Below are 25072 nucleotides of genomic sequence, written 5' to 3'. Positions count from 1 at the left end.
CGTGATGTCCATGACGGGGCGCAAGAGGTTTGTCCCGGCGTCCGTCCCGCCAGGGATGAGGGAGGAGCGACAGACGGGAGACGGCGCGTGACCCTGACGGTGTCCGAAGAGGTACGGGAGGCCATCGCCGCGCGTCGGCCGGTGGTGGCCCTGGAGTCCACGATCATCGCGCACGGGCTGCCCCGGCCGCGCAACCTCCGGGTGGCGGCGGAGCTGGAGGCGGCGGTGCGGCAGGAGGGTGCCGTACCCGCCACGATCGCGGTGCTGGACGGGCGGCCCCGGATCGGCCTGGACAGGGAACAGCTGGAGCGGGTCGCCCAGGAGGACGGCTTCCGCAAGCTCGGCCATCGTGATCTGCCGCTCGCGGTGGCCTCCGGGGCGAGCGGCGCCACCACGGTGTCGGCCACCGCCCTGCTCGCGGCGCTGGCGGGCGTACGGGTCTTCGCGACCGGTGGGCTCGGCGGGGTGCACCGCGAGTGGACCGTGACGCAGGACGAGTCGGCCGACCTGGGGCTCCTCGCGCGGACCCGGATCACCGTGGTGTGCGCGGGGGTGAAGTCGATCCTGGACGTACCGGCGACGCTGCAGCGGCTGGAGACCCTGGGGGTCGCGGTCGCCGGGTACGGCACGGACCGCTTCCCCGGCTTCTACCTGTCGGACTCGGGACACCCCGTGGACTGGCGGCTGGACACCCCGGAGCAGGTGGCCGGGGTCATGCGGGCGCAGGACGCGCTCGGCGGGCCCGGGTCGGCCCTGATCGTGGCCAACCCGGTGCCCGAGGAGGAGCAGTTGGATCCCGGGCTGCACGCGCGTGTGCTGGACGAGGCGCTGCGCGCGTGCGAGGCGGAGGGCGTCACCGGTCAGGCCGTCACCCCCTTCCTGCTCGACCACGTGGTGCGCCGCACCGACGGCGCCTCCCTCGCCGCCAACCTCGCGGCGGTCCGGGGCAACGTACGACTGGCGGCACGCGTCGCGGCGGCCTGGACCGGGGCGTGACGGAGCCCCGGCCGGACGTCGGCACCGGTGCCGCGGGCCGCACGGCGGGACCGGCCGACGGGCGTTCCGGCGCGCTGCTGGTCGTCGGTGACGTCATCACCGACGTGGTGGCCCGGCACCGGGGGCCGCTCGCCCCCGGTACGGACACGGCGGCGGCGATACGGACGGTTCCCGGCGGCGCGGGGGCCAATGTGGCCTGCTGGGCGGCGTGTTGGGGCGACACGGAGGTGCGGCTGCTCGGACGGGTGGGCGAGGACTCGGCGACGTGGCACACCCGGGAGCTGATCGCCCGCGGGGTACGCCCCTCGCTGGTGGTCGACCCCCGGGCGCCGACCGGGACGGTGATCTGCCTGGTCGACGAAGGCGCCGCGGCCGAGCGGACCTTCCTGACCGACAGCGGCGCCTCGCTGCGGCTCGAACCCGGTGACTGGTCGGACGGGTTGCTGGACGGGGTGGCCCGGCTGCATCTGTCGGGGTATCTGCTGTTCGCCGAACCGAGCAGGGCGTTCGTGGCGGTGGCCGTGAAGGCGGCACGCGCCCGGGGAGTGCCGGTGAGCCTGGATCCGGCCTCGGCCGGTTTCCTCACGGAGCTGGGCAGGGAGCGTTTCCTGGCCCTGGTCGAGGGGGTGGACGTCCTGCTGCCGAGCCGTGACGAGGCGTGTCTGCTCGCCGGGGCGTCCGAGACGGCGGACGCGGCGGCCCGGTTGAGCCGGCGGTTTCCCCTGGTCGTGGCCAAGCAGGGCGCCGAGGGTGCGCTGCTGGCCCGGTCCGGCCGGGTGTGTGCCCGTGTATCCGCCGTGGCCACGACGCCCCGGGACAGCACGGGCGCCGGTGACGCCTTCACCGGCGCGTTCCTCACCGCCCTCATGGCGGGCGCCGGTCCGGAACGCGCGGTGGCGGAGGGATGCAGGGCGGGTGCGCTGGCGGTGCGGCAGGTGGGCGGCCGCCCACCCTCACCCGTGGGACGCCCCCGGCCGTCCGGCCGGCACGCGGCCGGGTGATCGTCCGGAGCCCGGCGGCCCCGGTCCTACGCCTCGCGTCCCCGGGCCGGGATCATCGGGGCCGTCGCCAGGTCCAGGGTGCCGGAGGCGACGTGGGCGAGGTGGCGGTCGATGTCCCGGGCCGTGGCGATGCCCGCGGTGACGAGCCGGTCGCGGACGAGGCGGACGGTGGCGGACTCCAACGCCTCACAGGCCGGTGCCGCGACCGGGAAGTACGCATCGGCCCGCACCTCGGTCAGTCCGGACTCCCGCAGCAGGCGCGGGAGTCCGCGGCCACGGGCGAGGTCGGTCCCCCGGTCGCCGAGGAGCTTGCGCAGGCCCTGCCGGAGCCGGTTCGCGAGCCGCTGTTCGGGACCGTACTCGTCCGGGCGGGCCAGGGGCTGCAGGGCGGGTCGGCGTCCTCGGCCAGCAGACGCCCTCGGGACGCAGGGCCCCGGCCGCCGAGCACACCGCACGCTCGCGATGCGCCACGCCGATGAGCGGGAACCGGACGTGCACCAGGTCGAAACCGCCCGTCGGCGGCTCCTCCGCGCCGATGTCGTGGACGCGTACCTCCACCGGCGGGCGGGCGACCGGGGCGAGCCGGCCGGTGTCGGTGCCGGTCACCGGCACCCGTCCGGTCGGTCCGACCTTCCTGGCGAGCCAGGACACCACGGAGACACCGTCGGCGCCGACCTCCCGGCAGCGCCGGCCGGGCCCGACGCCGACCGCTTCGAGATGCCGGAACCTGGTGGGATCGAACAGATCGGCGAAGGCCTCGAGGTGCTCCGCCGCCTCGTCCTCCCGGTGATCGAGCGGGTACCCGTCGGTTCGCACCATGCAGCGATCACCCCGGTCACCCGGCTTGTCCGGCTCGTCCGGCACGGGTGACGCTCCGGCCCGTTCGTGTCCCCAGCCGGGGACCAGGTGGACGGGGCGGCGGGGCAAGGGACGGGAGGACGAGGGCGGGGTGGGGACGGGGGTCAGCCGGTCGCGGTCCTGGCGTAGACGTTCTCGGCCCAGGTGGCGAGTTGGTCGTCCGTCAGGTGCCGGGCGAGATCGGCTTCGCTGATCATGCCGACCAGTCGCTTGTCGTCGATGACGGGGAGCCGGCGGATCCGGTGCGTCTCCATCTCCTGGAGGACCTCGCTGACGTCGGCGTCCGCCTCGATCCAGCGCGGTGTCCCCTTGGCCATCTCTCCCGCGGTGGTCTTGGCCGGGTCGTGGCCCATGGCGACGCAGCCGACGACGATGTCGCGGTCGGTGAGTATGCCGCAGAGCCGCTCGTTCTCGTCGCTGATGGGCAGCGCGCCGACGTTCAGGTCGCGCATCAGCTGCGCTGCGCGGTCGAGTGTCTCGTGGGCGGGGATCCACTGGGCGCCGCGGTGCATGATGTCTCCGGCGGTGGTCATGAGGTGCCTCCCGATACCGGACGGCCGGCGCGGCACGGGGCGCACCGCGAGTACCGGCGCTCTCCATTGTCCGCCGCACCACCCGGGCCCCGCACTTCCGCCCTGCCCCGCGACGTCTCGGCTGCTGCCACGTCTCAACCGTGCCAGGCCGGGTGGCGGGGGTCGTCGGCGCGCACCAGGACGTCGGCGGTGCCGGCCGGGTCGGTCTCCCGCTCGTAGCGCTCGAAGGCGGGCAGGGTCCAGTGCCCGGACGCGGGGGTGCGGCGGCGCAGGGCGCCCGGGGAGAGCGAGACGTGGACGCTCAGGTCGAAGGGGAACCAGTGCCGCAGGAGGAGCGGGCCGTGCAGCAGCAGTACGCCGCCGGGCGGCAGCGGGACCCGGGGGCTGCGGGTGGCGCGGTCGGTGGCCGGGTCCCACAGGTCGGGCAGGACCCGTCCGCTCCCGCCCGGTTCGAGGGGGCCGAAGACCTCACGCCGGAGGGCGCCGGTGTCGTACCAGCCGTCGTAGTAGGACTCCGGGTCCTGACGGCCGTACTCCAGCCGGACCGAGGCGGGACGCAGGAAGCCGTCCGCGCTCACGACGCGGGAGGGACGTCCGCGGACCCGCAGGGACGCGGCGACGCGCTCGGCGAGATCTCCGGGACGGCCGGCCGGGGCGCCGTCGAGGGCGACGCGTGGCCAGGGGCTGCCGTCGGTCGTCCGCAGCGTCGTCAGGCGCTCGGCGAGGAGGTCGCCGAGCCGGTCCCAGGTGATCGCTTCGAATCGCACACGGCCATGATGCGCCGTCCGCCGCCGGCGGCGCCTCCTGCCCCGGGTCCTTCGCCAAAGGCGCGCTGGACGTCCGCGTATGGTGCCGCGACGCTCGGCCATGGGCGCCGGGCCCGTGTCCGGTTTCACTGGTGGTGACGGTGGACGGCGGGGAAGGGTCCCGGCCGGCGGACGGGCAGGAGTCGACGACGTGATCGAGGAACCATCCTCCGTACTGACGGTACTGACCGTGCTGACGGTGCTGGGGGTGCTCGGGACCGGGCTGGTGGCGGGGGTCTTCTGCGCCTTCTCGACGTTCGTGATGAGAGGGCTCGCGTCGTTGCCGCCCGCGCGGGGCGTGGCCGCGATGCAGTCGGTCAACGTGGCCGCGGTGCGGGCACCCTTCATGCTGGTGTTCCTCGGCTCGGCGCTGCTGTGCGCGGCGATCGCCGTGGTGACGTCGGTGCGGTGGCCGGACGAGGGCGCGGTCCGGCTGCTGGTCGGCAGCGCGCTGTATCTGTTCGGCGGGTTCGGGGTCACCGTGGCCGCGAACGTGCCGCGCAACGACGTGCTGGCCGGGCTCGCCCCGGACACCGCCGAGGCCTCCGCGTACTGGACCGCCTATGTGCGCGAGTGGACGCTGTGGAACCACGTGCGCACGGTCGCCTCGGCGGGGGCCGCGCTGTCCTACGTGCTGGCCCTCGCCTGACGGAGGCGAAAAATCGCTGTCCGCGGTCCTGCGGGCGCGCTGGAGCAGCCGTATCGTGGCCAAGGAGCAGAGCGCCGGGGAGAGCGCACCCGAGAGGTGCCGCCCCACCGCTGAGGAGCGCCGCCCTACGACGCCTGGCCCGTCACCGCGTACGCAAGGAAGACGGCCATGGCCGATCCCAAGGGTTTCCTGACCACGCCGCGCCGGGACCGGCCGCGCAGGCCCGTCGAGGAGCGGGTCCGCGACTGGGACGAGGTGTACGTCCCCGGTGCGCTGCTGCCCCTCGTCAGCGAGCAGGCCGACCGCTGCATGGACTGCGGTGTCCCCTTCTGCCACGAGGCGTGCCCGCTGGGCAATCTGATCCCCGACTGGAACGACCTGGTCTCGCGCGAGGACTGGCGGGCCGCGGCGGAGCGGCTGCACGCCACGAACAACTTCCCCGAGTTCACCGGCAGGCTCTGCCCGGCGCCCTGCGAGGCGGGCTGTGTGCTGGCCATCAACCAGCCCGCCGTCACCATCAAGGACGTCGAGTGCGCCATCGCCGACCGCGCCTGGGCGGAGGGCTTCGCCGTACCGGTCCCGCCGGACCGGCTCTCCGGCCGGACGGTGGCGGTGGTCGGCTCGGGTCCCGCCGGTCTGGCCGCGGCCCAGCAGCTGACCCGGGCCGGTCACACGGTCACCGTGTACGAGCGGGACGACCGGCTCGGCGGGCTGATGCGGTACGGCATCCCCGAGTTCAAGATGGAGAAGCGTCATCTGGAGCGCCGCATCGAGCAGATGCGGGCCGAGGGGACGCTGTTCCGTACGTCCACGACGGTCGGACGCGATGTCGGCGCCGCCGAGCTGCGGGCGCGTCACGACGCCGTGGTGATCGCCACCGGGGCGACCGTGTGGCGTGAACTGGCCGTACCGGGACGGGAACTGACCGGCGTTCACCAGGCCATGGAATACCTGCCGCTCGCCAACCGGGTCTGTGCGGGGGACCTGGTGACGTCCCCGCTGTCCGCCGCGGGCAGGGATGTCGTCATCGTCGGGGGCGGCGACACGGGCGCCGACTGCCTGGGCACGGCCGTGCGGGAGGGAGCGGCGTCCGTGACCCAGCTGGACATCTACGAGCGGCCGGGCACCGTTCGCGACGAGGAGACCGAGCCCTGGCCGACGTACCCGAAGCTCTACCGGCTGTTCCCCGCGCACGAGGAGGCCCGCGCACTGCGGACGGCACCCGCGGCCGCCGAGGATTCGGACGCGCGGCTGTTCGCGGCGTCCGCGCTCCGTCTCACCGGCGACGCGGCCGGGCGGGTCCGGGCGGTGCACCTGGTCGAGGTGGACGCGGAGCGCCGCCCCGTACCGGGCACCGAACGCGTTCTCCCGGCCGGCCTGGTCCTCCTCGCGCTCGGTTTCCTCGGACCGGACCGGGCGGACGGGCTCGTGAGCGGGCTCGGTCTGGAGCTGGAGCCGCGCGGCACCATCGCGCGCGACGCCGGTTTCGCCACGAATGTGCCGGGCGTGTTCGCGGCGGGGGACGCCGCCCGGGGGCAGTCGCTGATCGTGTGGGCGATCGCCGAGGGCCGGGCGGTGGCGGCGGCCGTCGACCGTCGTCTGACCGACGGCACCACCCGTCTCCCGGCTCCCATCGGCCCGTACGACCGCCCGATGAGGGCGTGACACGCCGACGGGGACCGCCCCGGCCGGCCGACCGGCCGACCGGCGCCCCGTGACCCGTCGGCCCGCACGAGCTGCGCCCCGCGGGCCACGGCCTACGCCTTGCGCCCCACCGCCCCGTACCCCGGGATCACCCCGTCGTCCTGGCCGGGTACGGGCTCGCCCAGCTCGGGGTGCCACAGGTGGGGCACCTGGACACCGGGTTCGACCGGTTCGAGGCCGTCGAAGAAGCGGGTGAACTCCTCGCGGGAGCGCAGGGCCAGGGTGACGCCCGCGGCCTTGAGCTTCTCGGTGGCCGCCTTCGATTCCTCGGGGGTGAAGTCGGAGGTCGCGTGGGAGATCACCAGGTGGCTGCCGGAGGGCAGTTCGGCGAGCAGCCTGCCGACCAGCTCGTGGGCGCCGTCCTCGTCGGAGACGAAGTGCAGCAGCGCGATGAGGGAGAGCGCGACCGGCTGGTCGAAGTCGAGGATCTTCCGCGCGCCCTCCAGGATGGCTTCCGGCTCGCGCACGTCGGCCTGGATGTACTCGGTCACCCCCTCGTCGGTGCCGCGCAGCAGCGCCCCTGCGTGGGCCAGCACGATCGGGTCGTTGTCGCAGTAGACGACGCGCGCGTCGGGTGCGATCTCCTGGGCGACCTGGTGGAGGTTGGGCTCGGTGGGGATGCCGGTGCCGATGTCGAGGAACTGGCGTATGCCCTGGCCGGCCAGCCAGCGCGTGGCGCGCTGCATGAAGGCGCGGTTCACCCGGGCCATCACCGGCACTCTCGGGTCGAGGGCGAGCATCTGCCGGCCCATGGCCTCGTCGACCGGGTAGTTGTCCTTCCCGCCGAGGTACCAGTCGTACATCCGCGCGGTGTGCGGCTTGCTCGTGTCGATCTCGACGGGGGGCTGCTGCCCGGTCATGACGGACTCCGTAAGTGTCTGCAACTGTCAGTGATCAATTTCAGGGCCGAACCAGTGTGCGGTGGGGGGACAAGCAACATCGGCTGTACGCCGGGAGGCGACGGTGGACGGGAGGCAACGGTAGAACGGTCGGCAAGCGTCAGGACAGCAGGAAATCCGCCTCTCCCGCTTTGGCTCCCTCGATGAAGGCCGTCATCTCGGCCGAGGTGTAGATGAGCGCCGGTCCGTCCGGGTCGGTGGACTGCCGTACGGCGATCCGGCCGTCGTCGAGCTTCATCGCCTCCAGGCAGTTGCCGCCGTTGCCGCCGCTCCACGGCTTGTGCCAGCCCTCGCTGCCCAGCTCCCGTGCGGGCATGCCGTTGTAGATCCGCTCGGTGCGGACCCGCGGCCGGGGCAGCGGGAGGGAGGAGCCCAGTGCCATGGACAGGGACAGGGACGTGAGGTGGTTCATTCACAGCTCCTTGCGGAGATCCCGGAGGATCACCTTCGTGCGATGTGCTGAGGCGGCCTGCGCCGCCATGCGGTCCATGACCTCGAGGTGGGTCGCCACCTCGGTACGCGCGTCCAGGTAGACGGCGCCGGTCAGGTACTCGCTGTAGACCATGTCCGGCAGTTCGGGCATGCCGAACCGGAACAGCACGAACGGCCCGTACGTGCCGGGGTGCGGGCCGCCCGCGAACGGGGCGACCTGCAGTGTCACGTTGGGCCTCTTCGTGGCGTCGAGGAGTCTGTCGATCTGGGCACGCATCACCTCCGGGCCGCCGACCGGGCGGCGCAACGCCGTCTCGTCCATGACGACCCACAGCCGAGGCGCGTCGTCACGGGTGAGCAGTTCCTGCCGTTGCATGCGCAGCGCGACGTGCCCCTCGATGTCCTCGGGACTGGTCTGCCCGATGGCACCCGAGCGCAGTACGGCACGCGCGTAGTCCTCGGTCTGCAGCAGTCCGGGGACGAAGTGGGGCTCGTAGCTGCGGATGAGGGTGGCCGCGCCCTCCAGGCTGACGTACATCGAGAACCAGCCGGGCAGGATCTCGTGGAAGCGCTGCCACCAGCCGGGCCGGTTGGCGTCCTCGGCCAGTTGGACGAAGGCCTCGGTCTCCTCGTCGGAGACGCCGTATGCCTTCAGCAGCAGCTGGAGGTACGGGATCTTGAGCGCGACCTCGGCCGTCTCCATGCGGCGGATCGTGGCGGGGGCGACGCGAAGGACGCGGGCGGCCTCCTCGCGCTTGAGGCCGGCGCTTTCCCGCAGATCCAGCAGGCGCCGGCCGAGGACGACCTGGCCGACCGTCGGCGCGGACCGCGGTTCACTCACGCTCCACCTCCACGAACTCCATGCACTCCACGAAAAGGATTCCTGACAGCCCGGCGGCGCCAATCCGAGAGCTCCTCGAAGATCCGCCCATTCGTTCGAACGTTTCTCCGGAAGCCTCAACTGGCGCCGCACGGGATGCTGTTGCGAGCAGTGTGCCACGGCCGTCCAGACCGTCACACAGCACTCTGGATTTTTCAGAGTGATGCTTGCCAAGTGTGCACGGCGGGGCGATAGTGGCAAGCGTGATTCCGCCCGCGCCCTTAGGAACAGACACCGCTGTGAGCCCCTCCGGCCTCGGCCCCGCCCTGGGAGCCGCCGACGCCGCAGGGGCTGCTGCCCGGCGCCGGTTCCGTTTCGAACTGGCCGCTCATCCGGGTTCCCCCGCGCAGGCCAGACGCCTGACGAGGGCCCGGCTGACCGGCTGGGCGGTCAGCGAGGACACCTGCGACACGGCGGCCCTGGTCGTCTCCGAGCTCGTCACCAACGCCATCGTGCACACGGCCAGCAGCCACATAGTCTGCGAGCTGCACGACGGCGACGACCTGGTGCGCATAGCCGTGCGGGACGAGGGCTGCGGCCCCGACCAGCCCCGGGCGAACACCCGGCAGCAGCCGGAGGACGAGCACGGCAGGGGCCTGCTCCTCGTCGACGCCGTGTGCCACGCCTGGGGTGCCCACGAACACGGTCCCGGGCTGCTGGTCTGGGCCGAGCTGCCCCGCAGGACGGACCTGGCGCGCCCTCCCGACGAGCCGCACAACGACCTCGGCTGGGGCGAGCGGCCCAAGCCGGACCCCGCCGGCGGATCGGACGACGGCCCGGACGGCGAGGAGGCCCAGCAGCGGCACCACGCCGCCGTGGCCCCGAGGTCCGCGACAGCCGCGCTGTCGACGGCGGCCCCGCACACACATCAGCGCGGGTACGTCCCCACGCGCCGGCACGGCCGCGACGGAGGACGGGTGTGACAGGTGCCCGCACCATGAGTCTGAACACGCTGGTCCGCCTCCAGCGCGGACGGCACACACCGGCCGTACCGCCCCGGCGGCTGCCCGTCCCCGAGGGGATGACGGCGCCGATGGGCTGCGACGCGGTGGCGGTACCGGCCCGCTTCGGACCACTGGTGCTGCCCCGGCTGCCCCGGGTGGGGTGCGTGTACGCCGACGAGGCGCACTGGTGGTGGCTGGTTCCGTCCGATTCCGACTACGCCCTGGAGTGGCCCGCCCCCGCGCGCTACGACACCGGCGCCCTCGTACCGGACGCCACGCGCCTGCCCGACCTGATCCACCGCCCCGACTGCACGCTTCCCTACACCCCGCCGATACCGCTCTACCTGGCGGTGTGCCGCCTGACGGACACCACCCCGAGCTGGTCCCGCCCGGTCACCGCCTAGGCACCGGGCCTCACCCGGCCGCCTGGGCGCCGCCGTCGCCGCTGCGGACCACCACCAGGAACATGTCGGTCGCGAGGTCCATGACGACCTCGGCGGGCAGACCCTCCAGACGCCGCTCCCGCGCGAACTCCTCCGCCGGCCAGGACCCCCGCGGCCCGCCCGCGGGAAAGCGTTCGATCACCGTTCGCCCGTTCACCTGCTGCCTCCCGTTCGGCGTCGCACTCCTGGAGTCAAACGCCGGCGGCAGGTAGAACGCCTCGCCCGGTGACACTACTGAGACCTAATCGTCGTACTCGTCGTGATAGCGGATCCGCTCGCTGCCCGCCGGGGCGCCGAAAGCCGACGCCCGCCCCCTGGGCTCCTCCCACTCCTCCTGCCGGCCGAGTGCCGTCAGGTCCAGCAGGGTGGTGGTCGAGCCGATCCCGTCGAGGCCGCGCCCATAGGTCGAGTAGGTGTGGAAGACCCGGTCCCCGTCCCGCAGGAAGCAGCTGAGACCGGGCCGTTCGACCAGCTCTCCCGCACGCTCGAGCGTGACCTCGAAATCCTCGTCGAAGTCGCCGGGGAAGGAGGAGTACCAGGGCAGCGTCCAGCCCATCCGCGCCTTGAACGGCAGGATCTTCCGGTACGGCGCCCGGGAGACGGCCGCGAAGGCGGTGTCGCGGGCCTTCAGATGGGCGAGGTGCCCGATCTGGTCCAGGAAAGCGGAGCAGCTGCGGCACCCGGCGTCCCACTCCGGCGCGAACATGAAGTGGTACACGACGAGCTGCCGCCGCCCCTCGAAGAGATCGAGCAGCGAGGCCTTCCCGTCACCACCCTCGAAAACGTACTCCCGGTCGATCCCGACCATCGGCAGCCGACGCCGCTCGGCGTTGAGCGCGTCCCGCGCGCGGGTGACGACCTTCTCCTTGACCAGCAGTCCCTCGCGCGCCGCGCGCCAGTCGGCACGCGAGACGATCTCCGGAAGCGACATGGTTCCTCCTGTACAACGGTCCCGTTGCAAGAGATGACCGACGACGCCCCCGGAACTCATCGGAACCCGCCCGCCCGGTCCCGAGATCTTTCGCACCGGTCGTGCGAGCGCGGGTGCACCGGGTGCTCCGGGGGCACCGGCCGCTCACGGCCGCACGGACCGCACCCCGTCATCGGCTCGCCCGGCGGCGGGCAGCTCCGGCAGCCGGACCCCGACACGCTCGCGGCGCCGGTCGAGGGCGTCCCGGAGTTCGGCGAGCTGCTCGGCGTGACGGGTGTCGAGCCGTCCCGTGTCGTCGAGGTGGACGGCGCAGGCGGTGGTGGTGTCGACGAGCCGTTCGAGGAGGGCGGCGAACTCGTCCGCGCCGTCGGCGTGCCGGGCGAGCGCGGGCAGCTCCGCGGAGGCGAGCGCGATGGCGCCGCGGGCCTCGGCGAGGGCGCGGTAGGCCTCACGGCGCAGGACCCAGCGGGCCGCGCGGTCGCCGGACCCGTCCAGCACATGGGCGAGGTACGCGTGCGCGGCCTCCCCCGCTTCCGTGAGCCGGACCCGGATGGCGCCGCCGCGCCGCACGGGCATCGGCAGGTGCCCGACGACGAGCACGATGACACAGGCCAGCAGCGTCTCGCCGATCCGTGCCACGGAGGCCTGCGGTTCACCGCCCACCATCACCAGGGCGAGCACGAGCACGGTGATGACGGTGGTCTGCGCGGCGAAGTGCCGGGCGGCGACCGGGATGAGCGCCCCGCTGACCGCCACCAGCGCGATGAGTCCTTCCGGCCGGGGCAGCACGGCGGCGGACCCGGCGAACAGGAGCGCCCCGAGCACGGTTCCGGCAGCCCGGTTCAGCACCCGCGAGGCGAGCGGTCCGAGGTCGGGCTTGACGAGGAAGACGGCGGTGACGGGCAGCCAGTACCAGTACGTGTGCTGCCCGTCCCAGCGGGCGTGGTACAGGGCCTGGGCGACGGCGACGCTCACGCCGAAGCAGAGGGCGACCCGCAGGCCGTACTCCTGTCCCCGGGGGCCGAGGAGGGTACGGGTGAGAGCGGCGCGGGACCGGCGGCGCGTGTGCAGGTCGCCGCCGTCGGCCCGGTCGAAGGCCACGGCGGCGCGCAGGAGGGCGTCGTCGAGGGCGCGCAGCGCGGGGACGGACCGGGAGGGTGCGGGCAGCGGCCCGCTGGGCTCACCGTCGCGTACGGCGACGGCGAGCCGCCGGGGCCCTTCGGACGCACGAGCCGGTACGGCCTCCCCCGCCCAGGCCAGCGCGGTCGCGGCCTCCGCCAGCGGCAGCGCGGCGGCGTACTGGGCGTGCAGTCGCCGTTCGGCCGCGGAACCGGCGTACCGCCGCAGCCGGGGTCCGGCGAGCGCGTCCTGCGCGTGGTCGAGGGCGGCGGTGAGTGCGGCACGCCGCGCGGTGGCGGCGGGTGAGCCGGCGGCGTCGAGCAGCGCGGCGACGGCCTCGTACACGCCGGCCACGGCATGCCGCTCGCCGTCGAACCGGAAGTCTCCCGCGAGGGACCCCCAAGCGGGCAGCGCCAGCCGCAGCAGGAGCAGCCACGCGGCTCCGGCGAGGAAGGCGAGCGCCCGCTGCCCTCCTGGTTCGGGCAGGGGCATTCCGGCGCCGACGGCGGCCCCGACGAGCAACTGGATCCCGGCGGCGGAGCCGGTGGGACTCAGCGCGCTGACCGCGCCGGCGACCAGCCCGCACCCTGTCAGGGCCAGGGTCAGCGGTACGGCCGGGAGGTGGTCCCCCGCGTACGTCCCGACGAGGAGCCCGGCCGCCCCGGCGAGCGCGGGCACTCCGATCCGGCTGACGGAGGCGCGTCGGCTGCCCGGCAGGTCGTTGATCCCGGCGAACATGGCGCCGATGGCGGCGACGACGCCGAGGGTGGGGTGCCCGGCGAGGAGGGCGGCGACCAGCAGGGGCCCGCCGCCCAGTACTCCCCGCGTGACCGCGCTCCACGGGACCGGTCCGCGCTGGGCCCGCAGGGCGTGGGCGAGCCAGAGGGGTACGGCGGGCGTGGTGCGGGACACGGTGCTCCAGTCGTCTCGTCGGGGGCGGGGCGGGCTCGCGGGCGACGGTGACCGGGCTGGGGACGCGATGTCCACCGTAAACGGGATGGTCGGAGGGAAGGGGACAGTCTCGTTTCCGGGATGTGACCAATGCGAGCGAAAAGGGTGCTCTCGAAGGAACACGGTCCGCGACGCGCTTGTTCCGCGGGATGTCCGCGGGACCGGGGTCGTTCCTCCCTCCCGTGGGCTACGGCTGCCGAGATCGCGGCCGGCCGCCGGTCGCCGTCGCAGTCCTCGTGGGTACGCCGGTGCCCCATGCCTCAGGTCAGCGGTCACGGGGCACCGAGGTGTTCTTCGCTCTACGCGGTGTGCCGGGCGGCGAATCCGACGAACTCCGCCCATGCACCTGGTGTAAGGCTGACCAGGGCACTCGCCTCGTCCTTCGAGTCGCGTACGCGCACGACACCGCTCCCGGCGGCTACCTCAACGCACTGGCCACCATCGCCAGCGCTGTAACTGCTCTTGAACCACGCCAAGTCATCGACGTCAGGCCTGGTCTTGTCCCCGCTCATCTCTCTCCCAGCAGCTTCTCGATCAACGCAAGCGAGTCTGTCGGAGTGAGGGCCTGAGCGCGGAGGATCCCGTATGTGCGCTCAAGACCTCGTACCTTCCGACGCTCTGTGTGGACACGGCTGTCACCCTGCACTTCCGTGTAGGCGATCCTCCGCTCATCCCTGGTCTCCATCAAGGTGAACGGTCCAGCCAGTCCCGCGTGTTCCTGACGAGAGAGCGGCATCACCTGGATCACCACGTTGCGCTTCTCCGCGATCAGCATCAGGTGCTCCAACTGGCCCCGCCAGGCAGCCTTGCCGCCAATCGGGCGGAGCAGGACAGTCTCCTCGATCACGAAGCTGAGGTGTGGCGCGGGGCGCCGAGTGAAGATCTCCTGTCGTGCCAGTCGTGCGGCGACACGCTGCTCGATGATCGCCTCGTCCAGAAGCGGCTGCCACATGGCGAAGACCGCCCGCGCGTACTCCTCCGTCTGCAGCAGCCCGTTGACCAGGTGAGTGTCGTACAGGTGAATCTCAACCGCCTCGCCCTCCAACCGCGCCGCATCCCGAAAGAACGCCGGATACTGCGCCCGAGCCACCTCCTCCTTCCCCGCCTTCAACAACCCACCCGCGTCGAGCAGTTCATCCGCGTTGTCGATGAACTTGGGCGGCGGGATCCGCCTCCCCTGCTCGAAGCTGGCGATGGTCGACGCGGAGTACCCCGCCCTGCTCCCCAACTCCGCCCGATCCAGCCCCGCCCGCTCCCTGCACAGCTTCAACTGCCGTCCGAAGACGTGCAGGATGCCCGCGCTGGCCTCCTGCTCCTGGCCGTCCACCTGCTGTCGCTGTTCTTCCACGCCCGGCACCTCCCGTACATACTCACCGCCGAACACCCCGCACCGTCGTCGCGTACGCAACCAACCCGCCCCGCAGCGGCCCCGTCACGGCTCACCCCGCGTACAAGCCCCGCATCGGCCACGTACAGCCACCGCCGGTCAGCGCGTCACGCTTGGCCGACCCGCACGTTCGCGATGCAGTTCACCTCGCCCCCGCGCGGCGCGCGCCTCGCCGGCTGACACCGCTGACACTCAGCCGGATCGCCGCCGGGCTGTCTCCACGGCCCGACAGAACAGCGTTTCGGCGGCCGTGACCGCGTGCACGAGATCGTCCGGGCTTGCCGTCAGCGACTCCAGCAGGGCGTCGGCTTCGCTCAGCCCCGCCCGGTGGATCAGCCCCTTCTCGTTGGTGACCCACTCCCCGCGCGCCGCCATCACCGCGTGCGCGGTCTGGGTCGCGGCGACGGCGATGCTCCCGGCGACCTGGGTGAGGGCGCCCTTGGGTGCGTGGCCGGCCTTGGCGTAGGCGAGGATGGCGGTGGCCATGCCGTACCAACGGGGCGGGGCGCTCTCGCGCAGGGCCCGCGGGTAGGCGGCGGGGCGGGGGAGGTCGCCGCGCAACGTTCTGTTGATCGCAAGCTCCGCGACGAGCAGGTACGTCGGGATGCCGGCGAGGTGGAACATCAGCGGCTCGACGCGGAAACGGCCGTGTTCCGCCTCGGTCAGCTCGTGCTTGACGACGTCGAGGTCGCGGTAGTGGACGTCGACGCGGCGCCCGTCGACGGTCAGCCAGGCGCCGCCGTTGAAGACGCCGCCACCCCAGCCGCCGATCTCGGAGACCTCGCCTTCCCAGCCGATCGCGCGCAGGTCGTCCGGGTCGAAGGCTCCCCGGTAGTAGACCGCCAAGTCCCAGTCACTGTCCGGCCGTTCGGTGCCCTGGGCACGTGATCCGCCGAGGGTGACTGCCCGGACGCCGGGAAGGGCGGCGAGCCGGTCGGCGGTGCGGTCGAGGAATGCCTGCTCGGGGAGAGAGGGGGGCACTGCGGGGCTCCTGACGGGCATCGGTGCGCGGAGTGGCCGACACGCAGGGTACGGGGGTGGCCGAGGAGGGGCGACCGAAAATTGGATGCGGTGGTGCGCCGGGGCGCACAGGATCGAGGAGTTGTCCGCCCTTCTGAGATCGGAGTCCACGTGATCCGGCGCGTCACCGTCCCCACGTTGTTCCCCCCGCCCGCCTACTCCCACGTCTCCGTCGTGGAGGCGGGCACCAGGCTGGCGTTCCTCGCCGGGTCCGTTCCGCTGGACGCGGACGGGAAACTGGTCGGCGAAGGGGATCCGGTGCGGCAGGCCCGGCAGGTGATCGCCAACCTCGAGAAGCAGCTGCGAGCGGTGGGCAGCGGCTTGGAGCATGTCGTCGCCACGGACGTGTATGCGGTGAGTGCCGAGCCCGCGGTGCTCTCCGCCGTGTGGGACGTGGTGGAGGCGTCCGGGCTGAGCGCCGGGCCCCACTCGTCGACCCTGATCGGTGTGGCCTGCCTCGGCTACCCCGGGCAGCTCGTCGAGATCACCGCGACGGCCGTCGTCCCGGACACGACGGCGGCGGCGGTCTCCTGATGGCCGACGAGCGGACCATGGTGCTGCGCCGAGCCGTTTCACCCGAAGACGCCGACGCCGCGGCCGGCGTCTGGCTGCGGTCCTTCGCCGCCGCGCTGCCGAGCGTGGTCCGGCCGCGGACCGACGACGAGGTGTACGGCTACTTCCGTCACGTCCTCGTGCCGCTGCACGAGACATGGGTGGCGGAGACGGAAGCGGAGGGTGGTGGCGGTGTCGTCGGGGTGATGGTGCTGGAGGGCGAGGAACTGGCGCAGTTGTACCTCGCCCTCGAGTGGCACGGGCGCGGAATCGGTGACCGTTTCGTCGCGCTGGCCAAGGAGCGCAGCCCGCGGGGCCTTTACCTGTGGACCTTCCAGGTCAACGCGCCCGCGCACCGCTTCTACCAGCGGCACGGCTTCGAGGCCGTGGAGTGGACGGACGGCGGCGGGAACGAGGAGCGGGAGCCGGATGTGCGGTACGTGTGGCGGCCGTAGGGCGGACCGTCAGCCGTGGGGGCGTGCGTACCGGTCGGTCGCCGCCACCAGTGCGTCGTTCCCGGTCGGTCCGGCGTCGTGCCCGGCCTCGTCCACGATCACCAGGTCGCTGTCCGGCCAGGCGCGGTGGAGGCGCCAGACGGTGCCGAGGAGGTTGCCGAAGTCGAGGCTTCCCTGGACCAGGGCGCCGGGGATGCCCTTCAGCAGGTGCGCGTCGCGGAGGACCACGCCCTCGTCGTTGCCCTCGCCCAGGAAGTGGTCACGGCCCCAGTAGTGGGTGACGGTGCGGGCGAAGCCCATGCGGAACTCCGGGTCCTCGAACCGGGCGACCGAGCCGGGCGGGGCGGGGATCGTCGCCGTCTCCCAGTCGGTCCAGGCCCGTGCGGCCCGTTCCCTCACTTCCGGGTCGGGGGACTCCAGCAGCCTGCTGTAGGCGGCGGCCGGGTTGCCGTCGCGCTCGTCGGCGGGCAGTTCGGCGAGGAAGCGGGCGAAGGCCTCCGGGAAGATTTTTCCCAGTCCTCGGGTCAGCAGGGCCACTTCGGGGTTCGAGCCGGTGGCCACTGCCGTCAGCACCAGCTCGGACACCACCTCGGGGTGCGTCTGTGCGTACCGCAGTCCCAGGACCGATCCCCAGGACGCGCCCCACACCAGCCACCGCTCGACGCCCAGGTGAGCGCGCAGCCGCTCCAGGTCGGCCATGAGGTGTGCGGTCGTGTTGACGCTCATGTCGGTGGCGGGGTCGGCGGCGTGCGGGGTCGAACGTCCGGCGCCGCGCTGGTCGAGCAGCACGATGCGGTACGCGGCCGGGTCGAAGTAGCGCCGGAGGGTGGGGCTCGCACCGCTTCCCGGTCCGCCGTGCAGCACCAGCGCGGGCTTGCCGTGCGGGTTCCCGCAGGTCTCCCAGTACACGCGGTTGCCGTCGCCGACGTCGAGCATGCCGTGGTCGTACGGTTCGATCTCCGGATACAAGCCCATCGCGGCACCCTAGCGGGCCGTGCCGCGCGAACTCATCTCTGTTTCCGCGTGGGCAGCCCCGCCGCCCCGGCTGCCGCGTGCAGCACCTCCCGGAGCATGTCGGGGGTGAGTCTGCCGGTGAAGGTGTTGCGCTGGCTCACGTGGAAGCAGCCGTACAGGTGCAGGCCGTCGCCGTCCGGGGCGGGGAGCATGACGTGGGTGCCGTGGGCGAAGGCCGGGCGGGGGCGGGGCACGGTCCAGCCCGCCTCGGTGAACGCGGGCAACGCGGCCTGCCAGCCGAAGGCGCCGAGGACGAGCGCGGCCCGCAGCGTCGGCCGCAGCAAATGCAGTTCCTGGACCAGCCAGGGCCGGCAGGTGTCCCGTTCCCCGGGGGTCGGCTTGTTCGCGGGCGGGGCGCAGTGCACGGGTGCGGTGATGCGTACGCCGTACAGTTCCAGGCCGTCCCCGGCGTGCGTGGAGGTCGGCTGCGAGGCGAGTCCGACGTCGTACAGCGCCTCGTACAGCACGTCGCCGGAGCGGTCCCCGGTGAACATCCGGCCGGTGCGGTTTCCGCCGTGCGCGGCGGGTGCCAGTCCGACGATCAGCAGCCGGGCGTCCGGCGGCCCGAATCCCGGCACCGGCCGGCCCCAGTACGTGCAGTCGGCGAACGCGGCGCGCTTGGTACGGGCGACCTCCTCCCGCCAGTCCACCAGCCGCGGGCAGGCGCGACAGCCGGCGATGCGCCGGTCGAGGTCGAGAAGGCCCGGGAGGTCTTGGGTGTCGGGTGGGCCGGGCAGGCCGCTGGGGTCCATCAGTGTCCTTTCGAGGGAACCACCGGCTTTAGCCGGTGGGGGAATCGAATCCTTCGCCGGGCCACGGAGTGGCGCAGCGACGGGTCGCTAACATGATCCTCCGTCAAAAGTGGTAGCATTTTGGTTGTGGCTAGAGGAGATGTCCGGGAGTCGCTGAACCTGCGTGTCCCCCCGGAGCTGAAGCGGCAGGTCGAGGAGTACGCCCACCGGGCGGGCATCTCGATCAATGCCGCTGCGTGTGTCCTCCTGGCCGACGCCTTGCGCCTGGAGCGGAGGCGCCAGGCGTGATCCGCGCGTACAAATTCCTCCTGCGTCCCACGAAGAAGCAGGAAGCTGCGCTCGGCGAGATGCTGCGGGACCACTGCTCCCTGTACAACGGCGCGCTCCAGGAACGGCGGGACGCCTACCGGCACTCGTCGAAGACAGACATCGGGTACGGGCAGCAGTCCGCGCAGCTCAAGGAGATCCGCGCCTTCGACCCCGAGCGTCAGGGGCGTTGGTCGTTCTCCTCCCAGCAGGCCACCCTGCGTCGCCTGGACAAGGCCTTCCAGGCGTTCTTCCGTCGTGTGAAGGCTGGCCGGACGCCCGGATACCCGCGTTTCAAGGGTGGCGGGCACTTCGACACCGTCACCTTCCCGAAAGACGGCGACGGCTGCCGATGGAACTCGACGCCGAAGGACGCGCAGACCCGTCTCCGTATCCAAGGCGTCGGGCACATCCGTGTCCACCAGCACCGCGAGGTGCAGGGTCGGGTCAAGACCGTCACGGTCAAACGTGAGGGCAAACGCTGGTACGCCGTACTCGCCTGCGACAACGTCCCCGCCGAACTGCTTCCCAGCACCGGCGCGGTCGTCGGGATCGACATGGGCGTCACACACTTCCTCACCACCAGCGACGGCGGACACGTCCCCAACCCTCGCTTCCTCGGAGCAGCGGCCGACGAACTGGCCCAAGCGCAGCGGCACCTCGCGACATTCCCGAAGCGAACGAAGCAGCGCACGAAGAAGCACCGCGCCGCCGCCCGCAAGGTGGCGAAGATCCACGCGAAAATCCGCCGCCAGCGCCTCGACCACGCCCACAAGATCGCAAACGATCTCATCCACGGCAACGACGTCATCGTCCACGAGCGGCTGAACACCGCTGGAATGGTCAAGGCCCCCAAACCCAAGCCCGACCCCGAACAGCCCAGTGTGTTCCTCCCGAACCAGCGGGCCGCGAAGGCGGGTCTCAACCGATCGATCCTTGATGCGGGTTGGGGGGTGTTCCTCGCGATCCTCGCCAGCAAGGCTGAAAGCGCCGGTCGGACCGTCATCGCCGTGGACCCCACCAACACCTCCCGTACCTGCCCCGAATGTGGGCACTGTGCCAAGGAGAACCGCGTCACCCAAGCACTGTTCCAGTGCACGGCGTGCGGATTCACCGCGAACGCGGACCATGTCGGCGCCACGAACGTACTCGACAGGGCCGGGCTGGCCCTCTGCACGGCGGCATAGCCACCGACGCAGGAAGCCCGCCGCTTTAACGGTGGGTGGAGTCACGGCTCCACGGTAGGACGGACCGCCGCCCGCGGGCTCACGGCACCGACTGGGTGGCGCTGCGCGCCGCCGTCGTCACGGCGGGCCGGTCGGGCTCGCGCAGCCACAGGAGAGTTCCCGCGAGCAGCATGGCCGCCGTCAGCAGCCAGGGCAGCGGCCCGGGGCTCATGGCTCCCACGGCCACGCCGGTGAGCGCGCCGACCGACTGCTGGGCGAGGGACTGGACGGACAGCGCGGTGGCCCGGCCGGTACTGGAGACGCGCTGGTGCAGCAGGTCGTTCTCGTTCGGGCCCGCCACGCCGAACCCGAGGTAGACCAGTCCGAAGCCGACCACGACGAAGCCGGTGGCGAGGGGATGGGAGAAGGTGGCGGTCACACCGAGCAGCGCTAGCCCCGTCGCACTCGTGCCGAGGCCGGCCAGCACCGCCCGCGCTCCGCTGCCGGTGACCCGGGCAGTGAAGGGTGCGAGGTGGCTGCCGACACCCGCGCAGACGAACCCCCCGAAGGCGAGCACGGCGAACAGCATGGCTCCGGACTCGGAGGCGCCGGTCAGCGTCACGGCCCGCCCCGGCATGAGCAGTTCGATCGCGGCCAGGGCGCTGCCCGCCGCGGCGGCGCTGAGCAGGATCCGGCGGACCAGGGCATCCCTGCCGCCCAGGCGCACTCCGTCCAGGGCGGCGCCCGGGATGCCACGCAGCACCGAGCGCGCAGTGGCTGGCGGCCGGGGTGGCTCGCGCAGGGCGGTCAGGACGTAGCAGGCGAAGACGATCTCGACCGCCGCACCCAGTAGTACGGGGACGGACAGGGGCAGTACCGCCCGGGACGTCGCCTCGGCCAGGCGTGCGCCGAGGTCGGGGCCCCGGCCCAGCAGCCAGGGTAGGGCCCCGCCGAGCAGAAGGCCGGCGGCGAGCGCTGCGGAGGTCGCGGAACTGCCGCGCGCAAGGCCGGTGCGCAGGTCGGCGTCGGGGCCGGCGGACGCTTGGACGATGTCCACGTACCAGGCTTCCGCCGGACCGCTGGCCAGTGCGCGGGCGGTACCCATCAGGGCCATGCCGAGGGTGAGGGCCCAGACGGTGGTGCCGAGGGCATGGATCAGCAGCGCGATCGCGTTGAGCCCGCCCGCCACGGCCAGGACGGGGCGCCGCCCGAGGACGTCGGAGAGTCCCCCGGTGGGCAGTTCCAACGCGGCCACGGTGAGGGAGTGAGCGGCGTAGAACCCCGCGATCGCGGCGAGGGCCATGCCCCGCTCGGTGAACAGCAGCACCAGCGGGGCCATCGTCAGGCCCGGGGGCAGCCAGAACAGCGCGCAGACGGTGACGTAGCGGCGCCGGGCCGTCCGGATCTCCGGCGACTCGGCACTCACGACGTTCCCTCGGGGTCGGCGGGCGCATCGGCGGACGCTGAGACAGTCGGATCGGCGGGCGCATCGGCAAGGGGTGCGAGGGGCAGCCCGGCGGTGACGAGCACGACCCGTGCGGCGCGGGGGTCGTCGGCGTCGCGTGCGGTGAGTTCGGCCAGCTTGCCGTCGACGACGTCCCACAGTTCGGCGAGCGACTCGGGGGTGAGCCGGGGCATCAGGTCGCCGATCCCGGACGGCTCGACCCACTCCTGCCCCAGTCGCCCGGCGGCGAGGTCGGCCTCGTGCCGGACGAGGGACACCTCCAGGTGCTCGATCTGCCGCCGCCGCGCCATGCCGACGTAGGCGCGGCCCGCCGCCGAGGACTCCATCGCCTCGTTACTCCAGGAGGTGAGAGTGTGCACGGCCCGCCAGCGCCGTTCCCGTCCGTCGCGGTGTTCGGCCTCGGCGATGAACTCGTACTTCGCCAGCACCCTCAGGTGGTAGCTGGCTGACGCCGACGACTCCCCCGTCCGCTCGGCCAGTTCGCTGGCGGTGGCTGGCCCGTCCTGCCGCAGCAGCCCGAGCAGCCGGATCCGCAACGGGTGCGTGAGCGCCTTCAGCGCGGCGGTGTCCCGCTCGGGGTCCAGTACTCGCCTCTGCCCGTCGTTGACCATGCGGCGAGCGTAGGCCGATTCCTCAACATTCAAAAAGAGTTTTTGCAAAACTTTCTTTGGAATCTCGGGCTCCGGCGAAATCACTTCCCGCCCGGCCGTCCCGGACGGCTAAGGTCGGGAGCATGGCTTCCGAGGACCCGAAGACCGCCGCCGCTGTGGCCGCTGCCGAGGCTGCCGGACCGCAGGCCGGCGAGACCGTCCGCACCGACAGCTGGATCTGGTCCGTGCGCCTGCTCAAGACGCGCTCCCTCGCCTCCACCGCCTGCCGGGGCGGCCATGTGCGGGTGAACGGCGAGCGGGTGAAGCCCGCGCACTCCCTGCGCGTCGGTGACGAGGTGCGGCTGCGGCACGAGGGCCGGGAGCGGGTCGTCGTCGTCAAGCGGCTGATCCGCAAGCGGGTGGGCGCCCCGGTGGCCGTCCAGTGCTACATCGACAACTCCCCGCCGCCTCCGCCCCGCGACGCCGTCGCCCCCGCCGGTGTCCGGGACCGCGGCGCGGGCCGCCCGACCAAGCGCGATCGCCGCGAACTGGAACGCCTGCGAGGCCTGGGAGGTCCCGGCGCCCCCGGCGGCACGGCGCCGCGCCCCTGAGCGGGACCGCCCGCGCAGCCGTCCGGGGTGATCGCCCCGGGGCCCGTCCCCTCGCACCCCTCACGTCCGTCACACGTTTTCGGCTCCATGTCCGTCCAACGGACCGGATCCGCAAGCCCGTTCCCCTCCTCCCCCGGTTCACTCGAATCCTCCCCCGGTTCACTCGAACGAGTGGAGAGGCCGTGCCTCGCCGTCCTGGCGTACGGTGAAGTCGGGAGTGGTGGTGACGAGATGCGTACAGGCAGTGAGCCGGTGACTGCACGCAGTGCGCTGCGCGCGCGGCTCTGGCTGAGCGTGTGGGGCGAGGTGTGGACGATCGCCGGGACGGTGGCGTTCATGCTCTCCGGCCACCCGGGCTGGGCACTCCTGTGCGGGGTGCTGTGGCTGATCGTCACGATCGATCTGGTCGTGGTCGTCCGGCGCCTCCGTCAGGGGCCGCACTACCAGCCGGGCCGTGACGTCCCCCCGTACGAGCCGCCCAGGGGCCCGTGGTGACCGTGTGAACGGGGGCGGTGCGGGCGGCCCCGCTCAGGTGTCGAAGCTCGCGGCCTTCAGGTACTCCGGGTTCGGGTCCAGCGCGGCGGCCAGCCGGAAGTGGCGCCTGGCCGGAGCGGGGCGGCTCTGCCGCTGGTAGGTGCGGGCGAGCGCGAAGTGCGCGAAGGCGTTGTCCGGCTCGCGCTCCAGGACGATGGAGAACTCGAGTTCGGCCGGCCTCAGCTGGGCCGCCGCGAAGAAGGCACGCGCGCGCAGCAACCGCGCCGCGGTGTTCTCCGGGTACGCGTCGATGACCCCGTCGAGCAGCTTCACCGCGCCCCGCGGGTCCCGCGAGGCGAGCAGCTGCTCGGCGGCACGGAAGTCGATGACATGGGTCTCCGGCGTACGTCCGGTCGAACCACTGAGCTCGGGCACAGCCGCATCCTTCCCTCGTCGAACCGGTTCAACGCCCCGGGCGGGGGCACCTATTCCCGCGCGGGCCGGCGGGCCGCCCGCTCCCTGCGGACGAGTTCGGCCCACACGTCCTTCACCCGCCGCGCCAGCTCCTCCAGGGGGACGTCGTTGTCGATGACGAGGTCCGCGATCTCCCGGCGCTGCTCGCGCGTCGCCTGGGCCGCCATCCGCGCGCGTGCGTCCTGCTCGCTCATGCCGCGGCGGCCCGTGAGACGGTCGAGCTGGGTCTCGGCGCTCGCGTCGACCACGATCACGAGGTCGTAGCGGGAGGCGAGGCCGTTCTCCGTGAGCAGGGGCACGTCGTGGACGACGACGGCGTCCTCGGCGGCGGCCTCCTCCAGCTCGCGGGAACGGGCACCCACCAGGGGGTGGACGATCGAGTTGAGGACGGCGAGCTTCTCCGGGTCGGCGAAGACGATCGATCCCAGTCCCGGCCGGTCCAGGCTGCCGTCCTCGGCGAGTACGCCCTCGCCGAAGGACTCCACGACCGCCGCGAGTCCGGGTGTCCCCGGCGCGACGACCTCGCGCGCGATGCGGTCCGCGTCGATCAGTACGGCCCCGCACTCGACGAGCAGCCGCGACACCTCGCTCTTGCCGGCTCCGATCCCGCCGGTCAGGCCCACCGTCAGCATGACCCGAAGCTTAGGGCCTGCCACCGACGGCGACGGTGGCGGCCCTGTCTCAGTTGTCGCCCTCGCGCTCCGCGAGGAACCGCTCGAACTCGAGCCCGATCTCGTCCGCCGACGGGATCTCCACCGGCTCGGCGAGCATGTTGCCCCTGGTCTCGGCGCCCGCGGCGGCGTCGTACTGGTGCTCAAGGCCCTGGATGAGGGCCGTGAGCTCCTCGTCGCCCTCCCGGACCTGGCGGTCGATCTCGGTCTGCGTACGGTGGGCGTCGGTGCGCAGGGAGTGCGCCACACCCGGCAGGACCAGGCCGGTCGCGGCCGTGATGGCCTCCAGGGCGGTCAGCGCCGCGTCCGGGTAGGAGGAGCGGGCGATGTAGTGCGGCACGTGCGCGGCGACGCCCAGCACGTCGTGTCCGGCCTGCATGAGCCGGTACTCGACGAGGCCCTCGGCACTGCCGGGCACCTGCGCCTCCTCGAAGGGGCCGGTGTGGCCGGGGACGAGGTCGGTGCGGTTGCCGTGCGGGGTGATACCCACCGGCCGCGTGTGCGGGACACCCATCGGGATGCCGTGGAAGTTCACCGAGAGGCGGACGCCGAGCCGCTCCACGATCTGCTGCACCGCGGCGGCGAACCTCTCCCACTCGACGTCCGGTTCGGGCCCGGACAGCAGCAGGAACGGCGCCCCGGTGGCGTCCTGGACCAGCCGCACCTCGAGGGCGGGCACCTCGTAGTCGGTCCAGCGGTCGCGGGTGAAGGTCAGCAGCGGGCGCCGGGCCCGGTAGTCGATGAGCCGGTCGTGGTCGAACCGGGCGACCGCCTGGTGGGGCAGCGAGTCGAGCAGCCGCTCGGCGATCTGGTCGCCGGTCTCGCCCGCGTCGATGTACCCGTCGAAGTGGTAGAGCATGACAAGTCCGGCCGATTCCTGGGCGAGCGCCATGTCGACGACGGCCAGCCCCTTCGGCTCCCATGCGTACAAACCCTGCGGATCAAGCACCGTGACCGCTCCTCCTCGTGTTCCTAGTGGACAACGTGAC

The 25072-nt window shown here is 72.6% G+C and carries 30 protein-coding genes and 1 pseudogene; 12 read left to right on the top strand and 19 right to left on the bottom strand.

The window, feature by feature from the left end:
* Nucleotides 1-87: 87 nt before the first annotated feature.
* A complete protein-coding gene (locus tag ACTWJ9_RS25735) occupies nt 88-996 on the top strand; it encodes a pseudouridine-5'-phosphate glycosidase (protein WP_279336643.1) in 909 nt (302 codons plus the stop codon).
* On the top strand, nt 993-1997 hold the full coding sequence (locus ACTWJ9_RS25730; RefSeq protein ID WP_388701739.1) for a carbohydrate kinase family protein: 1005 nt from the start codon (nt 993-995) through the stop codon (nt 1995-1997). Before ACTWJ9_RS25735 ends, ACTWJ9_RS25730 begins: the two co-directional genes overlap by 4 nt.
* 26 nt (nt 1998-2023) lie before the next feature.
* Here the strand turns inward: ACTWJ9_RS25730 and ACTWJ9_RS25725 are convergent.
* The 3 genes and pseudogenes from ACTWJ9_RS25725 to ACTWJ9_RS25715 all read right to left on the bottom strand — a co-directional run bounded on the left by ACTWJ9_RS25725 (nt 2024) and on the right by ACTWJ9_RS25715 (nt 4155).
* A pseudogene (locus tag ACTWJ9_RS25725) lies at nt 2024-2816 on the bottom strand (SAM-dependent methyltransferase).
* Nucleotides 2817-2959: 143 nt separating this feature from the next.
* Nucleotides 2960-3388 (bottom strand): CBS domain-containing protein, encoded by a 429-nt coding sequence (locus ACTWJ9_RS25720; RefSeq protein ID WP_279336642.1) that lies wholly within the window; start codon nt 3386-3388, stop codon nt 2960-2962.
* Between the two features lie 134 nt (nt 3389-3522).
* The gene (locus ACTWJ9_RS25715) at nt 3523-4155 is read right to left on the bottom strand and encodes a uridine kinase (RefSeq protein ID WP_279336641.1); all 633 of its coding nucleotides are present in this window, start codon (nt 4153-4155) and stop codon (nt 3523-3525) included.
* Nucleotides 4156-4345: 190 nt separating this feature from the next.
* Here ACTWJ9_RS25715 and ACTWJ9_RS25710 point away from each other — a divergent pair, with 190 nt between their 5' ends.
* Nucleotides 4346-4843 (top strand): anthrone oxygenase family protein, encoded by a 498-nt coding sequence (locus ACTWJ9_RS25710; RefSeq protein WP_279336640.1) that lies wholly within the window; start codon nt 4346-4348, stop codon nt 4841-4843.
* A 168-nt stretch (nt 4844-5011) separates the two neighbouring features.
* Nucleotides 5012-6508 (top strand): glutamate synthase subunit beta, encoded by a 1497-nt coding sequence (locus tag ACTWJ9_RS25705; RefSeq protein WP_279336639.1) that lies wholly within the window; start codon nt 5012-5014, stop codon nt 6506-6508.
* Between the two features lie 92 nt (nt 6509-6600).
* Here ACTWJ9_RS25705 and ACTWJ9_RS25700 read toward each other — a convergent pair whose 3' ends face one another.
* From ACTWJ9_RS25700 to ACTWJ9_RS25690, 3 genes are all read right to left on the bottom strand, one after another.
* Nucleotides 6601-7407, bottom strand: coding sequence for an SAM-dependent methyltransferase (locus tag ACTWJ9_RS25700; RefSeq protein WP_279336638.1), 807 nt, complete (start codon nt 7405-7407; stop codon nt 6601-6603).
* Between the two features lie 139 nt (nt 7408-7546).
* Complete coding sequence (locus tag ACTWJ9_RS25695) at nt 7547-7828, bottom strand: DUF397 domain-containing protein (protein WP_202278730.1); 282 nt, start codon at nt 7826-7828, stop codon at nt 7547-7549.
* Between the two features lie 30 nt (nt 7829-7858).
* Complete coding sequence (locus ACTWJ9_RS25690; protein ID WP_279336637.1) at nt 7859-8719, bottom strand: helix-turn-helix domain-containing protein; 861 nt, start codon at nt 8717-8719, stop codon at nt 7859-7861.
* 206 nt (nt 8720-8925) lie between these two features.
* Here ACTWJ9_RS25690 and ACTWJ9_RS25685 point away from each other — a divergent pair, with 206 nt between their 5' ends.
* On the top strand, nt 8926-9681 hold the full coding sequence (locus ACTWJ9_RS25685; protein WP_443294819.1) for an ATP-binding protein: 756 nt from the start codon (nt 8926-8928) through the stop codon (nt 9679-9681).
* 14 nt (nt 9682-9695) lie between these two features.
* Complete coding sequence (locus ACTWJ9_RS25680) at nt 9696-10106, top strand: hypothetical protein (protein WP_279336635.1); 411 nt, start codon at nt 9696-9698, stop codon at nt 10104-10106.
* Nucleotides 10107-10116: 10 nt separating this feature from the next.
* Here ACTWJ9_RS25680 and ACTWJ9_RS25675 read toward each other — a convergent pair whose 3' ends face one another.
* The 6 genes from ACTWJ9_RS25675 to ACTWJ9_RS25650 all read right to left on the bottom strand — a co-directional run bounded on the left by ACTWJ9_RS25675 (nt 10117) and on the right by ACTWJ9_RS25650 (nt 15514).
* Nucleotides 10117-10302 carry a hypothetical protein gene (locus ACTWJ9_RS25675; protein ID WP_279336634.1) on the bottom strand — a complete coding sequence of 62 codons (186 nt, stop codon included), beginning with the start codon at nt 10300-10302 and terminating at the stop codon, nt 10117-10119.
* Between the two features lie 84 nt (nt 10303-10386).
* A complete protein-coding gene (locus ACTWJ9_RS25670; RefSeq protein WP_279336633.1) occupies nt 10387-11076 on the bottom strand; it encodes a DUF899 domain-containing protein in 690 nt (229 codons plus the stop codon).
* A 144-nt stretch (nt 11077-11220) separates the two neighbouring features.
* On the bottom strand, nt 11221-13107 hold the full coding sequence (locus tag ACTWJ9_RS25665) for an FUSC family protein (protein ID WP_443294818.1): 1887 nt from the start codon (nt 13105-13107) through the stop codon (nt 11221-11223).
* A 338-nt stretch (nt 13108-13445) separates the two neighbouring features.
* Complete coding sequence (locus ACTWJ9_RS25660; protein WP_279336631.1) at nt 13446-13658, bottom strand: DUF397 domain-containing protein; 213 nt, start codon at nt 13656-13658, stop codon at nt 13446-13448.
* Nucleotides 13655-14494, bottom strand: coding sequence for a helix-turn-helix domain-containing protein (locus ACTWJ9_RS25655; RefSeq protein ID WP_279336630.1), 840 nt, complete (start codon nt 14492-14494; stop codon nt 13655-13657). The genes ACTWJ9_RS25660 and ACTWJ9_RS25655 overlap by 4 nt, the downstream gene beginning before the upstream one ends.
* Before the next feature lie 231 nt (nt 14495-14725).
* Nucleotides 14726-15514: a nucleotidyltransferase family protein gene (locus tag ACTWJ9_RS25650; protein WP_279336629.1), complete on the bottom strand. Its 789-nt coding sequence runs from the start codon at nt 15512-15514 to the stop codon at nt 14726-14728.
* Between the two features lie 150 nt (nt 15515-15664).
* Between ACTWJ9_RS25650 and ACTWJ9_RS25645 the strand changes: the two genes are divergently transcribed.
* Entirely contained in the window at nt 15665-16087 is a 423-nt protein-coding gene (locus tag ACTWJ9_RS25645; RefSeq protein ID WP_387036269.1) for a RidA family protein, read from the top strand.
* Nucleotides 16087-16560 carry a GNAT family N-acetyltransferase gene (locus tag ACTWJ9_RS25640; protein ID WP_279336627.1) on the top strand — a complete coding sequence of 158 codons (474 nt, stop codon included), beginning with the start codon at nt 16087-16089 and terminating at the stop codon, nt 16558-16560. The genes ACTWJ9_RS25645 and ACTWJ9_RS25640 overlap by 1 nt, the downstream gene beginning before the upstream one ends.
* A 9-nt stretch (nt 16561-16569) precedes the next feature.
* On the opposite strand, the gene pip is transcribed toward ACTWJ9_RS25640, so the two are convergent.
* Both pip and ACTWJ9_RS25630 read right to left on the bottom strand, forming a co-directional pair.
* A complete protein-coding gene (gene pip / locus ACTWJ9_RS25635; RefSeq protein ID WP_443294817.1) occupies nt 16570-17535 on the bottom strand; it encodes a prolyl aminopeptidase in 966 nt (321 codons plus the stop codon).
* 32 nt (nt 17536-17567) lie between these two features.
* Nucleotides 17568-18326 (bottom strand): uracil-DNA glycosylase, encoded by a 759-nt coding sequence (locus tag ACTWJ9_RS25630; RefSeq protein ID WP_279336626.1) that lies wholly within the window; start codon nt 18324-18326, stop codon nt 17568-17570.
* Between the two features lie 126 nt (nt 18327-18452).
* On the opposite strand from ACTWJ9_RS25630, the gene ACTWJ9_RS25625 reads away from it, so the two are divergent.
* A complete protein-coding gene (locus ACTWJ9_RS25625; RefSeq protein ID WP_279336625.1) occupies nt 18453-18614 on the top strand; it encodes a toxin-antitoxin system HicB family antitoxin in 162 nt (53 codons plus the stop codon).
* Nucleotides 18611-19819 (top strand): RNA-guided endonuclease InsQ/TnpB family protein, encoded by a 1209-nt coding sequence (locus ACTWJ9_RS25620; RefSeq protein WP_279336624.1) that lies wholly within the window; start codon nt 18611-18613, stop codon nt 19817-19819. The genes ACTWJ9_RS25625 and ACTWJ9_RS25620 overlap by 4 nt, the downstream gene beginning before the upstream one ends.
* Nucleotides 19820-19898: 79 nt before the next feature.
* Here the strand turns inward: ACTWJ9_RS25620 and ACTWJ9_RS25615 are convergent, their stop codons facing one another.
* A complete protein-coding gene (locus ACTWJ9_RS25615; protein ID WP_279336623.1) occupies nt 19899-21224 on the bottom strand; it encodes an MFS transporter in 1326 nt (441 codons plus the stop codon).
* Nucleotides 21221-21874 (bottom strand): winged helix-turn-helix domain-containing protein, encoded by a 654-nt coding sequence (locus ACTWJ9_RS25610; protein WP_279336622.1) that lies wholly within the window; start codon nt 21872-21874, stop codon nt 21221-21223. The genes ACTWJ9_RS25615 and ACTWJ9_RS25610 overlap by 4 nt, the downstream gene beginning before the upstream one ends.
* A gap of 122 nt (nt 21875-21996) precedes the next feature.
* Between ACTWJ9_RS25610 and ACTWJ9_RS25605 the strand changes: the two genes are divergently transcribed.
* Together ACTWJ9_RS25605 and ACTWJ9_RS25600 are read left to right on the top strand one after the other, a co-directional pair.
* Complete coding sequence (locus ACTWJ9_RS25605; RefSeq protein WP_279336621.1) at nt 21997-22464, top strand: RNA-binding S4 domain-containing protein; 468 nt, start codon at nt 21997-21999, stop codon at nt 22462-22464.
* Nucleotides 22465-22695: 231 nt separating this feature from the next.
* Entirely contained in the window at nt 22696-22959 is a 264-nt protein-coding gene (locus ACTWJ9_RS25600) for a DUF6343 family protein (protein WP_279336620.1), read from the top strand.
* 33 nt (nt 22960-22992) lie between these two features.
* Here ACTWJ9_RS25600 and ACTWJ9_RS25595 read toward each other — a convergent pair whose 3' ends face one another.
* The 3 genes from ACTWJ9_RS25595 to ACTWJ9_RS25585 are packed head-to-tail and all read right to left on the bottom strand — an operon-like array spanning nt 22993 to nt 25032.
* Nucleotides 22993-23373 carry a tetratricopeptide repeat protein gene (locus ACTWJ9_RS25595; RefSeq protein WP_279336619.1) on the bottom strand — a complete coding sequence of 127 codons (381 nt, stop codon included), beginning with the start codon at nt 23371-23373 and terminating at the stop codon, nt 22993-22995.
* A 50-nt stretch (nt 23374-23423) separates the two neighbouring features.
* Nucleotides 23424-24044 carry a dephospho-CoA kinase gene (gene coaE, locus ACTWJ9_RS25590; RefSeq protein WP_279336618.1) on the bottom strand — a complete coding sequence of 207 codons (621 nt, stop codon included), beginning with the start codon at nt 24042-24044 and terminating at the stop codon, nt 23424-23426.
* 49 nt (nt 24045-24093) lie between these two features.
* The gene (locus tag ACTWJ9_RS25585) at nt 24094-25032 is read right to left on the bottom strand and encodes a PAC2 family protein (RefSeq protein ID WP_384200131.1); all 939 of its coding nucleotides are present in this window, start codon (nt 25030-25032) and stop codon (nt 24094-24096) included.
* Nucleotides 25033-25072: the final 40 nt, after the last annotated feature.

The sequence above is a fragment of the Streptomyces sp. GDS52 genome, from assembly GCF_052246875.1.
GTDB classification, from domain to species: Bacteria; Actinomycetota; Actinomycetes; order Streptomycetales; family Streptomycetaceae; genus Streptomyces; species Streptomyces cathayae.
This window is presented reverse-complemented; position numbering and strand designations above follow the sequence as displayed.